Consider the following 12,376-nt stretch of genomic DNA (forward strand, 5'->3'; position numbering starts at 1 on the left):
CATAAGGGACTGTCCCTCATGTCACATTGGCTTAGCGCGCCGCGTACTCGAGCATGCGGTCGAGCGTAAGTTTGGCCTGGTCGGCGGCCTCGTCCGACACGCCGATCTGCACCTCGCCCTCGCCCGTCTCCAGGCAGCGCACGAGTTTTTCGAGCGTGATGAGATCCATGTTGACGCAGGTGGGCTGCACCGCGGGGAAGTAGAACTTTTTGCCGGTGCCCTCGCAGCGGCGCTCGAGCTCGTAGAGCACGCCGCGGACCGTCACGATAATGAACTCGCTCGCGTCGGACTCCTCGGCGTACTTGATGATGCCGGCGGTGGAGCCGATGTAGTCGGCCTCGGCCAAGACGTCGGCCTTGCACTCAGGATGCGCCAGCACGAGCGCGTCGGGGTGGGCCTCCGTCGCGTCAACGATCTGCTCGACGGTGATGATGTGATGGCGCGGGCAGTAGCCGTTGTTGAGGATGACGTGCTTTTGGGGCACCTGCTCGGCTACGAAGCGGCCCAGGTTCTGGTCGGGAATGAACAAGATGTGCTGCTGCGGCAGCTCGGAGACGATCTTGACGGCGTTTGAGCTGGTAACGCACACGTCACTCCAGCTCTTGATCTCGACCGTGGAGTTGACGTAGCAGACCACGGCCAGGTCGTCGCCGTACTCGGCGCGCGCCGCATCGACCGTCTCGCGCTTGACCATGTGCGCCATGGGACAGTCCGCGCCCGGCTCGGGCAGCAGCACGGTCTTGGTGGGATTGAGCAGCTTGGCGCTCTCGCCCATAAACTCCACGCCGCACAGCACGATGGTCTGCTGCGGCAGGCTCTTGGCAAGCTTTGCCAGGTAGAAGCTGTCGCCGACGTAATCGGCCACAGCCTGAACCTCGGGCGCCACGTAATAGTGCGCCAGGATCACCGCGTCGCGTTGGGTTTTAAGTTGCTGAATGGCCTCGACGAGCTCTGCGGGCACCAGTGCCGCGCGCTCCGTTGCCGTCGTTGCCGATGCTAGGCCGGCCGCGATATCGCGTGCAAGCTCCGACGCATCCATGTTCGCGCTCTGTGCCATCAAGGCCCCTCTCTTTTGGCGAATCTTGGGGCTTTAGTATGACACCTAGGTTTACAGCTGACAAGACAGCTGTAAACCTAGGTGTAAAGTTGAAATAAAGATTCGATCATGCGGCAAGTCCATATTCGAACTGGCAAGCTGAGGATAGCCGAGCTCTCGATAGCGCAGGAGGCATCTTTCGCCACCGCAATTCCGCTCGGCGCGAGTTGCACGCCGTGGGGCGCAAACGGGACACGCCTCCGCGAGCGGTCCGCACCCAATGTGGCAAAATCGAACTACTAAGGGGGCTCAGAATGCTCAAGATTATTGCCTGCGACGATGACGTCGCTTTTCTAGATAGACTGCACCGGATGATCGACCGTTGGTCAATCGAGACGGGCACGGCGGTCGATGTTGCGCTCGTCACGCGCGGCGAGGACCTGCTGGCCCGCCATGCCACGTCGCGCGCCGACATCATCCTGCTCGACATGATCATGCCGCTCGTTAACGGCATGGATACCGCGCGCGAATTGCGCCAGACCGATACCGCCGTGCGCCTGGTGTTTCTCACCTCATCGCCCGAGTTTGCACTGGAGTCCTACGAGGTCCGCGCCTTCGACTATCTGCTCAAGCCCGTGACTTACGAACGCCTGGCGCAACTGCTCGACGAGCTTTCGAGCATGCGTCCGGCAGCGACCGACGAGCTCGTGATCAAAACGTCCTTTGGCTACCATGCCCTGCGCCTGTCCGACATCGAATATGCCGAGGCGCGCAACAAGCACGTGGTCTTCCACCTGCGCGACGGGCGCGATATCGAGGCACTCGAGTCGTTCCGCAGCGTCGAGGACCGTTTGGCGCAAAATGCCACCTTCTTTAAATGCCACCGTAGCTACCAGGTCAACTTGCGCAACATCGACCACTTCGATCGCACGGACATCGTCATGCGCTCCGGCGCGTGCATTCCGCTGTCGCGCAGCAGCAAACAGGGGTTCCAAGACGCCTACTTTGCGGTGCGCTTTGAGGGCAGGAGGCGCTGATGGCCTCCTCGGTCGAAATGGTCCTTTGGGCAATCCACCACGCCACGACGCTGCTCTTTGGCGTCTTTGCCTCGGCGGCGCTGTGCGGTGTCGAAATCAACCGACGCCACGCGCTTGAGCTGCTGGGGGCCGGCGTCGTGACCGGCGCCGCCTTCTCAATCGCCAACGTCGTTGGCGGCGAACTATTTGCACGACAGGTTTATCCACTTGTCGTGCACTTGCCGCTTATCGTCTACCTGTGTGCGCGCTACCGCCTGAGTCCGCTGCTTGCCGCGCTCGGCATTACGAGTGCTTATCTGAGCTGCCAGTTCAGCAATTGGATGGGCATCGCTGCATTTGCCGCAACCGATTCGCAGATCGCGTACTATCTGGCACGCATCGCAACCACACTCGCCGTCTTTGCCGTCCTGTTGCATTGGGCCGGCGACATCGGTCCGCGCTTGGCGATTAAAAGCGCCACCGAGCTGGGCATCCTTTTAATCCTGCCGCTCGTCTATTACGTCTTTGACTATGCCACCAACGTCTACACCACGCTGTTCCACTCGGGCTCGGTGGTGACGGTTGAGTTTTTAGCCTTTGCGCTCTGTGCCTTCTATCTTCTGTTTCTTGCTGTTTACCTGCGCGAATACGAAGAAAAGGAAACCGCCGAGCGAGAGCGCTGGATGCTCGAAACCCGCGACAGCGCCGCCATCAAAGAGCTCGAGGCCTGGCGTCAATCTGGGCGCGAGCTGTCGATTCTTCGCCACGATATGCGCCACTTCCTACGCGGCCTGGCCACTTTAATTGAGGAGGGCCACACCGACGAGGCGCTCAAACGCATCGATGAGCTCTGCCAAGTCGGCGACCGAACCGCCGTACGCCGCTTCTGCGCCAACGAGACCGTAAACATTGCGCTTTCGTCATTTAACTCGGATATCAATAGAAACGGCATTACCGCCAACTTGCGCGCCTCCGTACCCGAAACCATCCACGTAGGTGACGCTGACCTGTTTAGCGTGCTCTCAAATGCCTTGGAAAACGCTATCACCGCCGCAAGCGCCGCACCCCAAGGAAAGCGATTCATCGACTTTGACCTGCGATTGGAGGACGGCCAGCTGTTGCTGTTAGTTTCCAACACGTTTGACCGCGCGCCGCGCATGGTCGACGGCATGCCCGTGACCCAGCATGCGGGCCACGGCTTTGGCACCAAGAGCATCAAACTTGCCGTCGAGCGCATGAACGGCAACTGCCAGTTCCGCATTAACGGCGATCGGTTTGAGCTGCGCGCTGTGATGCAGAAGCGCGGCGCCGATCTCGCGGCGTGTCTTGCCCGCCAGGCAATCGCTCGCCGGCGCCAATCCGCTACAGCGGAGCGGCCGCCGGGGTCAGCTGCTTGATGTAGGCCCACATGCGCTGCTTGGCCGCCTTGTCGGTCAGCGCCGCCTCAAAGCCATCGAGCGCGAGCACGCGACGGCCCTGCACATGGGCGACCAGACCGGGCTTGAGCATGGCGGTGTCGAAGTCATCAATCGCCACGAGCATATCGGCGTAGGTTTCGCGCATGACATCGGCCGCGCTGTTATCGAGCAGCAGCACCGCCTCGGGATCCAGAGCCTCAAGCGCCTCGCGGAACAGGTCGCACGGCAGGGCGTGGTCCACCGTCACAGCTCCGTCGCCCGCGCCGGCAACACTCGCCAGCACACAAAAATCTTCGGGCGCGTAACCGATTGCCCCGAGCGCCTTGCGCAATGCGGCACCATCCGCGCCGGCGGCAAGTTCGCCGCCCGAGCGCTCGGCATCATCCAAATCACCTTTGACCAGCACGATCGGCGAGCACGCGTTGCCCGCGATACGCACGCCACGGGCCGCAAGCGATGCAAGCTCCTGCTCGGCCGCTTGGGCGATGGCTTCTTTTTTCTGGCTTTGTGACGTGGGCATGCGCTCTCCAATCGTTTGCGTGCCCACCATTATATAAAAGAGCCGCCCGTGAGTGGTTGCTTTGCGGGCCGTTGGGTATAAGCACGGTCGTACTGAGTTTTACGCGGCCGAGCCGCGTCGCATTATGGAGGTCACCATGGCTGACATTAAGCAGATTACCCCCGAGAATTTCGATTCCGTCGTTAGCGACAACCTTCCCGTACTGGTTGATTTTTGGGCGCCCTGGTGCGGGCCCTGCCGATCGCTCTCGCCCATCGTGGACGAGGTAGCCGACGAGCTGGCCGGCAAGCTTGCCGTTGCCAAGTGCAATGTCGATGACAATCAGGACCTGGCCATGAAGTTTGGCGTCATGAGCATCCCCACGCTGATTGTCTTTAAGAACGGTGAGGAGGTCGACCGCTCGGTCGGCGCGCTGCCCAAGGCAAGGCTGCAGGCATTGCTGGAAAAGCACCTGTAATACGCTGGTTACATTTTGGCGTCCTGCCGCCGTCCATGAGCGCTTTTGCACCGCTCGCCGGACTTCTGGGTGCACCGCGTGCGACCACGGATAGTATGGTAAATACAAACAGCCCCCAGTGAACGGGTGCGGGTCACGCAGACTCGCACCCGTTTTCTTATGCGGTAGCGCCCCGCGCGGGCGTAGTAGAATCTGAACCACTGGATTGCCCCGAGCATAAGGAGATTTCCCATGCATGACGTCGGAATGAACATGAGCCAGCTTGCCATGAGCGTCAAGCAGGTCGACGACACCATCGAGCTCGCCCACGAGTGGAGCCATCAGCTGCTGCATGCGACCGAGAATTTTGACATGGAGCGCATTGGCGCCAAGCTCGAAGCTGCCATGGCCGCACTGCACGAGGCGCATGACGCGCTCGAGGGCTACGAGGAAGCCATCGAGGCTGACCACAACTCCGTCGGCTCCGTAAAGCTGGTGTAGGGTGTCCGAACACGAACACGAGCACGGCTGCGGGCACGACCACTGCAACGACACGGGCGACGAGGCGAGCTGCCGTTGCGGCGGCGGCTCCGAGCTGGTCCGTTTTTCGGTCACCGCGCCCGATGACCTACTGCGCCGCTTTGACGAGCAGATCGCACGCCGCGGCGACGTGGCCAACCGCTCCGAGGCAGTGCGCGATTTGATTCGCGCCTCAATCGCCAAAGAGCAAATGCGCACGCCCGATGAGCACGTTATCGGGTCGCTCACCATGATCTACGACCATCATACCGGCGATCTGACGCGCCGCCTGGACGAGGTGCAGCACGACTACACCGACGAGATCGTATCAACCATGCACGTGCATCTGGATCACCACAACTGTCTGGAGATCCTGGCGCTCAAGGGTCGCGGCGAGCGCGTCTACGAACTGGCCGATCGCCTGCTGGGCCTGCGCGGCGTTAAGCACGGCGAGCTCACCTGCGCCGCCACCAGGCAAAGTCTGGGGCTATAGCGGGATTTCCCGCAGCGCACCTGCCAAAAAGGGACAGGTTTGTTTTGGCAGGTTTAGAAGTTTTACCTACCAAAATAAACCTGTCCCTTTTTGGTCGGTTTTGATGAGGGGTGTCGCATGCGGCATGTGCATATTCATGTGACGGGCATTGTGCAGGGCGTTGGCATGCGACCGTTTGTGTATCGCGAGGCCATGGCGCATGGCATTTGCGGCTGGGTGCTCAATGCGGGCGACGGCGTGCACATCGAGGCGCATGCTCCGGCCGATGCGCTCGATGCTTTTGTTGCCGCGCTTTCTGAGCATGCGCCTGCGGCAGCCCGCGTAGAGCATGTCGAGGTTGTGGACCTGGCAGCCAACGGTTGGGATGCCGCCAATGAACAGGGTTTTCGCATCGTAGCATCGCAGGACCAGACCGCGCACACGACGCTCGTCTCGCCCGATATCGCCACCTGCGACGATTGCCTGCGTGAGCTGTTCGATCCCGCCGACCGACGCTATCACTACCCCTTTATCAACTGCACTAACTGCGGCCCACGCTTTACCATCATCCGATCGCTGCCTTATGACCGAGCGGCTACCTCGATGGACCGTTTTCCCATGTGTCCTGAGTGTGCCGCGGAGTATGCCGACCCACTCGACCGGCGTTTTCACGCGCAGCCCGATGCCTGCTTTAATTGCGGGCCGCATATCATGTGGCGCGAAGCGAGCGTGGGCGATGAGCCGGGCGAAGCCGCCGCGCCGCTGGCCGTCGGCACCACGCGCGAGACCAGCGACGCCATTATCGACCGCTGCGTTGAGCTGCTGGCCGTTGGTGGCATCGTCGCCATCAAGGGCCTGGGCGGATTCCATCTATCCTGTGACGCCTCCAACGAGCAGGCGGTAGCCGAGCTTCGCCGCCGTAAACGCCGCAGCAACAAGCCACTTGCCGTTATGGTGCGCAGCCTTGCCGACGCTGAACGCCTGTGCCATATCAGCGACGTTGAGCGCGGCTTGCTGGCCGGCAGCATTCGCCCCATTGTGCTGCTGCGCCGACGTGCTGTTTGCGAGAGCGGTGATTCTCCCGACGCCCTCGCGCTCGCACCGTCCGTCGCGCGCGACCTGCCCGAGCTCGGCGTTATGCTCCCCTACACCCCGCTTCAGCATCTGCTGCTTGCCGCGGCAGAAGCCCGCGGTATGCACGCGCTCGTCATGACCAGCGGCAACCTGAGCGAAGAGCCCATCGAGACCGATGACGATCTTGCCTGGGAACACCTCGTTGCCGCCGGCATCGCCGACGCGTTGCTCGGTAACGACCGCGCGATCCTCTCGCGCTACGACGACTCTGTAGTGCGCGTGGTCGGCGGCGCCGTTATGCCCGTGCGCCGCGCTCGCGGATATGCACCCCAGCCGCTGCCGTTGCCGGCGCTCGACGGCGCTCCGTCCTGCGTGCTCGCCTGCGGGCCACAACAAAAGGCCACGATTGCGCTCACGCGCGAAGGGACGAACGGCGAGGCAACCTGTTTTGTGTCGCAGCATATCGGCGATGTTGAAAACGGCGGGACCTTCGATGCCTGGAACGCCGCGCGCACGCGCTTGGAAGATCTCTTTGACTTGGCGCCCGCCGCCTTGGCCTGCGATGTACACCCCAGCTATCTATCGGGCCAGTGGGCGCGCGAGCAGGCGCGAAAATGCAATCTGCCGCTCGTCGAGGTGCAGCACCATCATGCGCATATCGCGAGCGTAATGGCCGAGGCCATCGCCGCGGGCCAGCTTACAACCGACGCGCGCGTCCTTGGCATCGCCTTTGACGGCACCGGCGCCGGCACCGATGGGACCATTTGGGGCGGCGAGTTTCTTGTCGCCGGCCTTGGCGGCTTTGAGCGCGCCGCGCATTTGCGCACCTGGGCGCTCCCCGGCGGGGCGGCCTCCGTGCGCGACGCCCGCCGCAACGCCTTTGCCCTGCTCAGTGAGCTCGGCCTGCTCGAGCACCCAGGTGCCGCTCGACTTTTGGACAGCCTCGACGAGCAAACGCGCAGCGTGACAGCCACCATGATCGAGCGCGACATCAACAGCCCGCGTACCAGCAGCATGGGGCGTCTCTTTGATGCCGCAGCAGCAATTCTGGGCATCTGCGACAAGGCAACCTACGAGGGCGAACCCGCCATCGAGCTTGAGGCCGCCGCCTGGCGCGCGCTCGACAACGAAATCGCCCATTTTCCCGACGACAACGCCGGCTATTTCGCATCTGGCCCATCGTGGCTAGACGGCCCCTATGTTCTGGACCAGAAAGCACTCTTTGAGGCACTTTTGGGAGGAATTGAAGCCGGAGCGCCCGCCGACAGGCTCGCACTCGACTTCCATGTCGCCGTCGCGCGCTCCTCGGCGCGCATCGCCAGCGATATCTGCGTGCACGAGGGCATCGATACCGTCGCGCTCTCGGGCGGCGTGTTCATGAACCGACTTTTGCTTCAGTTCCTCACCCGCAAGCTTAAAGACGCAGGCCTTACGGTCTTGATTCCCCAAACCGTGCCCGTTAACGACGGCTGCATCGCCTACGGTCAGGCGGCAGTCGCACGCACTCGCCTCGCACAGGTCGCACCGCAATAGGCTGTTCGGCCAGCCCGCAAGCCGCCGTCTCACAGGTGTAGCGCGTTTGCCCGCAGCGCCCGCGAGCGCTACCATCAACTGATGGATTATTGAGCGCCCGTCCAGCGCAAAGCGTATAAAAGGGGAACAATATGTGCCTTGCCGTTCCCGGTAAAGTAGTCAAACGCGACGACGACCTCAAGGCCACCGTCGACATGATGGGCATCGAGCGCCCCGTGTCGCTGCGACTCGTGCCGACGGCGCAGGTTGGCGACTATATTCTCGTACACGCCGGCTTTGGCATCCAGATCGTCGACGAGCAGGAAGCACAGGAAACGCTCGAGCTTGTTAATGCCATGTCCGAGCTGGTCGAAGAAGACCAGCTTGCCACCAACCCGGCGGAGGCTTACTAGTGGCGCCCGAACAACCGGCTCGCTCCGGTATCGACTTCTCGGCATTCCGCAATCCCAAGCTGGCTCGCGAGCTCATCGAGCGCATTCATGAGCTTGTCGGCGACCGCGCCATCAACCTTATGGAAGTCTGCGGCACGCATACCGTGAGCATCGGGCGCTATGGCTTTCGCTCCATTATGCCGGCCGGGCTCAAGCTGCTGAGCGGCCCGGGCTGCCCCGTCTGCGTCACCGCCAACCGCGACATCGACCACGCAATCGCGCTCGCCAACATAGACGGCGCCATCATCACCACCTTTGGCGACATGATGCGCGTGCCCGGATCATCCACCTCGCTCGCTGCGCAAAAAGCGGCAGGGCGTGACATTCGCATCGTCTACTCCCCGCTCGACGCGCTCGACATTGCCGAGCAAAACCCCGATCGCCCGGTCATTTTTATGGGCGTGGGCTTTGAGACCACAACGCCCACCATCGCCGCCGCCATCTTGGAGGCCGAAGCGCGCGGGCTTTTGAACTTCTCGGTCTATTGCGCCCACAAGACCACGCCGCCGGCGCTGCGCGCCATCGCCAACGATCCCGAGACCGCCATCGACGGCTTTATCCTGCCGGGACACGTCGCCACCATCACGGGCTTAGCCCCCTTTGGCTTTTTGGTCGACGAGTTCAATACCCCGGGCGTGGTCACAGGATTTGAACCGGTCGATATCCTGCAGGGCATCTGTATGCTGGTCCAGATGGTTGTCGAGGACAGGCCCGCAATCGACAACGCCTACCGTCGCGGCGTCAATGCCGACGGCAATCCCGTGGCGCGCCAGCTGGTCGAGCAGGTATTTGAGCCGTGCGATACCACATGGCGCGGGCTGGGGCTGATTGCCAACTCGGGTCTTTCCATCCGCCCCGAGTTCTCGCGCTTTGATGCCCGTGCTCGCTTTGACGTGCCCGTTGAGGCGACGGTCGAGCCGCGCGGGTGCCGCTGCGGCGACGTGCTGCGCGGGGCCATTGCGCCGAGCAGCTGCCCGCTCTTTGGCCGCACCTGCACGCCCGAGCACCCCGTCGGCCCGTGCATGGTGAGCTCCGAGGGCAGCTGCGCGGCGTACTACCGCTACCGCGACTAGCCCGGACACACCCACACACCGGCACCACCCACGATTGGAGTTTTCGATATGTCCCGTACTGCCACCGATAGCACCGTCCTGTTGGGCCACGGCTCTGGCGGTCAGATGATGAAACGCATCATCGATGAGGTCTTTCTGGATGCATTTGGGTCGCCCGAGCTGCTCGAAGGCAACGACGCCGGCGTCGCCGCGCTGCCCGCGAGCGGGCGCATAGCCATGTCGACTGACAGCTTTGTAGTCTCGCCGCAGTTCTTCCCCGGTGGCAACATCGGCCGCCTCGCCGTGTGCGGAACCGTTAACGACGTCGCGACCTCGGGCGCCAACGTGCGCTACCTGTCGTGTGGCTTTATCCTCGAAGAGGGCTATCCCATGGATAAGCTCCACCAGATTGTGCAGACGATGGCCGAGACAGCACGTGAGGCGGGCGTGTCCATAATCACGGGCGACACCAAGGTGGTCGAGCGCGGCGGGGCCGACGGCGTCTACATCAATACCGCCGGCGTGGGCGAGGTTCCCACGGGCGTGGCGCTCAGCGGCGCCAACTGCCAGCCCGGCGACGTTATCCTGGTGTCGGGCACACTGGGTGACCACGGTATCGCCATCATGAGCCAACGCGAGGGCCTGGCGTTTTCGAGCACGATCGAAAGCGATGCCGCGCCGCTCAACCACCTGATTGCCGACGTTCTGGCCGCAGCGCCCGGCACGCGTTGCTTTCGCGACCCCACGCGCGGTGGCCTGGCGTCCACACTCAACGAGTTTGCCCAGGCCAGCAATGTTGCTATGGAGGTCGACGAAGATGCCGTGCCCGTGCGTCCCGACGTGCAGGCCGCCTGCGAGATGCTCGGCTACGATGTGCTGCAGGTGGCAAACGAGGGCAAGATGGTTGCCGTCGTGCCGGCCGAGCAAGCCGATGCCGCGCTAGCCGCCATGCGCGCCGCCCGCTACGGCGAGAATGCCGCCATCATCGGTCGCGTGCTGCCACTTGCCGAGGATGCCCGTCCCGCCGTGCGCGTGCGCACCGGCTGGGGCTCGACCCGCATCCTCGACATGCTCGTGGGAGAGCAGCTGCCGAGGATTTGCTAGCGACAAAGGCTCAGGGCTATTAAAGATATTCAGATTCCAAACATGCCCGGCACGCATGCCCAGTATCATGGGGTGCGTTTTGGAACCCAATGACGGGAGCTTTCATGGCAGCAGCTTTTTCCCATGTGATCTTTGACCTGGACGGCACCATCCTCAACACGCTCGAGGACCTGGCGGCCGCCGGCAACCATACCTGCGAGATGCACGGCTGGCCCACGTTTGCCGTCGACGAGTACCGCTACAAGGTGGGAAACGGCATGCTCAAGCTCGTCGAACGCTTTATGCCTGCCGAATATGCGTGCGGCGGTCGCATGTTTGAGCAGACGCTTGCCGAGTTTAGGGCTTACTACGGCGAGCACAAGGAGGACCACACCGCCCCCTATGCCGGTACAATCGAGATGCTCGACCGCCTACGCGCCGCGGGCGTTCAGCTTGCCGTGCTCACCAACAAGGACCACGTCTCGGCGGCTCCGCTTATCGAGAAGTATTTTGGTTCCGAGCGCTTTGCGCTGGTACAGGGCCGTGTCGATGCGTTTCCGCCCAAGCCCGAAGCACCCGTTACGCTACATGTGATGGAAAAGCTGGGCGCCAATCCGGCAACCACGCTCTATGTGGGCGATTCCAATGTCGATATCCTGACCGGCCACAACGCCGGCCTTAAGAGCGCGGGCGTCAGCTGGGGCTTCCGCGGCCGCGCAGAGCTGGAAGCCGCCGGCGCCGACTACGTGGTGGACACCCAGGCAGAGCTCGCGGCGCTGATTCTGGGCGAGTAACGCTGGTGCTGCTCAACCCAGCCGTCGCAATACCGTTGCGCGGAAAGTAGTCGTTGGGGACGTTCTTAAACGACTAGTCAAACAAGAACGTCACCAACGACTAGTCATTTAAGAACATCCCCAATGACTGCCATGACAACGCCGATGTTTTGGCAACGACAGCGAGCGGTCACCAGAGCGAACAAATTGGCATGAAAAGAGGGCGGCATTGACCTTCTGGTCATGCCGTCCTCTTTGAATGACAAGTTGTCGCTCTGGTGACCGCGCAGCGTCGAGCAGTTGCGGCGTTTGGTAAAACGCCGCAACGAACTAGCTCAGCATTGCATCCATCATCTCGGAGTTGACGGAGTCGTCGGCAGACCACTCACCGTCGTCGTTGCAGGTGTACTTGAAGATAACCGTGGTCTTCCTGGGCTCGGTGGCCTTGGTCACATCGACCATAACCTGACCGGCCATCTTGTACAGCTCGTCATCGGAAGGAACCGTGTCAAGCGCGGCAACCTTCTCCTGATACTGGGTGGAGAAGTCCTCGACGATCTTGTTCATGGACTTGCAGGTGATGGAGACCTCGGCGGTCGCGACACCCTTGTCTTCGTCGACCGTCACGTCGCCGATCTTGTAGTCAAAGCCCTCGAGATAGGTCTTGGCATACTCCTTGGGATCGATACCCAGCTGCTCGAACTCGTCGCCCGAAGCCTCCTCCAGACCAGAGAGGAAGTCGTCGCCACCGTTCTTGACCTCGTCAAACTGCGTCGTAAGATCCTCGGTGATGAGCTCCTCAACCGAAGGACCTCCGCAGCCGGAAAGCACAACCACGCACGCGACCAGAACAGCCATCAGGGGCGCAAGCAGCAGCTTCTTCTTCATGACATTCCTCCCAACAAGCGGCACCGCGCTTCCCGACGCGGTGCGCGTCGTAACAATAAGGCCATACTAGCCGATAACGAACACCCCCGGCAAAGCAAAGGCGCAGTCGGCTCGATTTAACGTCC

General features: G+C 62.1%; 13 protein-coding genes. 10 read left to right on the forward strand and 3 right to left on the reverse strand.

All coding sequences use genetic code 11. The annotated features are described in order from the left end of the window. Positions 1-31 precede the first annotated feature (31 nt). Positions 32-1,057, reverse strand: a complete 1,026-nt coding sequence (nadA, locus tag DWZ01_RS05695; protein ID WP_089573637.1) for a quinolinate synthase NadA — start codon at positions 1,055-1,057, stop codon at positions 32-34. A gap of 293 nt (positions 1,058-1,350) precedes the next feature. On the opposite strand from nadA, the gene DWZ01_RS05700 reads away from it, so the two are divergent. Both DWZ01_RS05700 and DWZ01_RS05705 read left to right on the forward strand, forming a co-directional pair. Next, on the forward strand, positions 1,351-2,073 hold the full coding sequence (locus DWZ01_RS05700; protein ID WP_117848340.1) for a LytTR family DNA-binding domain-containing protein: 723 nt from the start codon (positions 1,351-1,353) through the stop codon (positions 2,071-2,073). Further along, positions 2,073-3,449, forward strand: coding sequence for a sensor histidine kinase (locus DWZ01_RS05705; RefSeq protein ID WP_117848341.1), 1,377 nt, complete (start codon positions 2,073-2,075; stop codon positions 3,447-3,449). Before DWZ01_RS05700 ends, DWZ01_RS05705 begins: the two co-directional genes overlap by 1 nt. Here the strand turns inward: DWZ01_RS05705 and DWZ01_RS05710 are convergent. Beyond that, the gene (locus DWZ01_RS05710; protein WP_117848342.1) at positions 3,415-3,990 is read right to left on the reverse strand and encodes a hypothetical protein; all 576 of its coding nucleotides are present in this window, start codon (positions 3,988-3,990) and stop codon (positions 3,415-3,417) included. The genes DWZ01_RS05705 and DWZ01_RS05710 overlap by 35 nt on opposite strands. A 136-nt stretch (positions 3,991-4,126) precedes the next feature. On the opposite strand from DWZ01_RS05710, the gene trxA reads away from it, so the two are divergent. The 8 genes from trxA to DWZ01_RS05750 all read left to right on the forward strand — a co-directional run bounded on the left by trxA (position 4,127) and on the right by DWZ01_RS05750 (position 11,384). Then, positions 4,127-4,447 (forward strand): thioredoxin, encoded by a 321-nt coding sequence (gene trxA / locus DWZ01_RS05715; RefSeq protein WP_117848379.1) that lies wholly within the window; start codon positions 4,127-4,129, stop codon positions 4,445-4,447. 231 nt (positions 4,448-4,678) lie between these two features. Then, positions 4,679-4,927, forward strand: a complete 249-nt coding sequence (locus DWZ01_RS05720; RefSeq protein WP_006235225.1) for a hypothetical protein — start codon at positions 4,679-4,681, stop codon at positions 4,925-4,927. A 1-nt stretch (position 4,928) separates the two neighbouring features. Beyond that, entirely contained in the window at positions 4,929-5,438 is a 510-nt protein-coding gene (gene nikR / locus DWZ01_RS05725; RefSeq protein WP_199412398.1) for a nickel-responsive transcriptional regulator NikR, read from the forward strand. A gap of 117 nt (positions 5,439-5,555) precedes the next feature. After that, positions 5,556-8,024 (forward strand): carbamoyltransferase HypF, encoded by a 2,469-nt coding sequence (gene hypF, locus DWZ01_RS05730; RefSeq protein ID WP_117848343.1) that lies wholly within the window; start codon positions 5,556-5,558, stop codon positions 8,022-8,024. Between the two features lie 131 nt (positions 8,025-8,155). Next, positions 8,156-8,416, forward strand: a complete 261-nt coding sequence (locus DWZ01_RS05735) for a HypC/HybG/HupF family hydrogenase formation chaperone (protein ID WP_006235228.1) — start codon at positions 8,156-8,158, stop codon at positions 8,414-8,416. Continuing rightward, positions 8,416-9,528, forward strand: coding sequence for a hydrogenase formation protein HypD (gene hypD, locus DWZ01_RS05740; protein WP_226790499.1), 1,113 nt, complete (start codon positions 8,416-8,418; stop codon positions 9,526-9,528). The genes DWZ01_RS05735 and hypD overlap by 1 nt, the downstream gene beginning before the upstream one ends. Positions 9,529-9,576: 48 nt before the next feature. Then, the gene (hypE, locus tag DWZ01_RS05745) at positions 9,577-10,611 is read left to right on the forward strand and encodes a hydrogenase expression/formation protein HypE (protein ID WP_117848344.1); all 1,035 of its coding nucleotides are present in this window, start codon (positions 9,577-9,579) and stop codon (positions 10,609-10,611) included. A gap of 104 nt (positions 10,612-10,715) precedes the next feature. Beyond that, positions 10,716-11,384 (forward strand): HAD family hydrolase, encoded by a 669-nt coding sequence (locus tag DWZ01_RS05750; protein ID WP_233506179.1) that lies wholly within the window; start codon positions 10,716-10,718, stop codon positions 11,382-11,384. A gap of 309 nt (positions 11,385-11,693) precedes the next feature. On the opposite strand, the gene DWZ01_RS05755 is transcribed toward DWZ01_RS05750, so the two are convergent. Further along, positions 11,694-12,251: a hypothetical protein gene (locus DWZ01_RS05755; RefSeq protein WP_035136614.1), complete on the reverse strand. Its 558-nt coding sequence runs from the start codon at positions 12,249-12,251 to the stop codon at positions 11,694-11,696. Positions 12,252-12,376 lie beyond the last annotated feature (125 nt).

Origin of the sequence: Collinsella sp. AF28-5AC, from assembly GCF_003457875.1 — a bacterium.
In the GTDB taxonomy this organism is placed as follows: domain Bacteria; phylum Actinomycetota; class Coriobacteriia; order Coriobacteriales; family Coriobacteriaceae; genus Collinsella.

Bases quoted from the DNA above. Each gene is read 5' to 3' on its own strand.
- DWZ01_RS05735 (WP_006235228.1), top strand. From the start codon at position 8,156: ATGTGCCTTGCCGTTCCCGGTAAAGTAGTCAAACGCGACGACGACCTC.
- DWZ01_RS05700 (WP_117848340.1), top strand. From the start codon at position 1,351: ATGCTCAAGATTATTGCCTGCGACGATGACGTCGCTTTTCTAGATAGA.
- hypE (WP_117848344.1), top strand. From the start codon at position 9,577: ATGTCCCGTACTGCCACCGATAGCACCGTCCTGTTGGGCCACGGCTCT.
- DWZ01_RS05750 (WP_233506179.1), top strand. From the start codon at position 10,716: ATGGCAGCAGCTTTTTCCCATGTGATCTTTGACCTGGACGGCACCATC.
- hypF (WP_117848343.1), top strand. From the start codon at position 5,556: ATGCGGCATGTGCATATTCATGTGACGGGCATTGTGCAGGGCGTTGGC.
- DWZ01_RS05755 (WP_035136614.1), bottom strand. From the start codon at position 12,251: ATGAAGAAGAAGCTGCTGCTTGCGCCCCTGATGGCTGTTCTGGTCGCG.
- DWZ01_RS05705 (WP_117848341.1), top strand. From the start codon at position 2,073: ATGGCCTCCTCGGTCGAAATGGTCCTTTGGGCAATCCACCACGCCACG.
- DWZ01_RS05720 (WP_006235225.1), top strand. From the start codon at position 4,679: ATGCATGACGTCGGAATGAACATGAGCCAGCTTGCCATGAGCGTCAAG.
- DWZ01_RS05710 (WP_117848342.1), bottom strand. From the start codon at position 3,990: ATGCCCACGTCACAAAGCCAGAAAAAAGAAGCCATCGCCCAAGCGGCC.
- nadA (WP_089573637.1), bottom strand. From the start codon at position 1,057: ATGGCACAGAGCGCGAACATGGATGCGTCGGAGCTTGCACGCGATATC.
- trxA (WP_117848379.1), top strand. From the start codon at position 4,127: ATGGCTGACATTAAGCAGATTACCCCCGAGAATTTCGATTCCGTCGTT.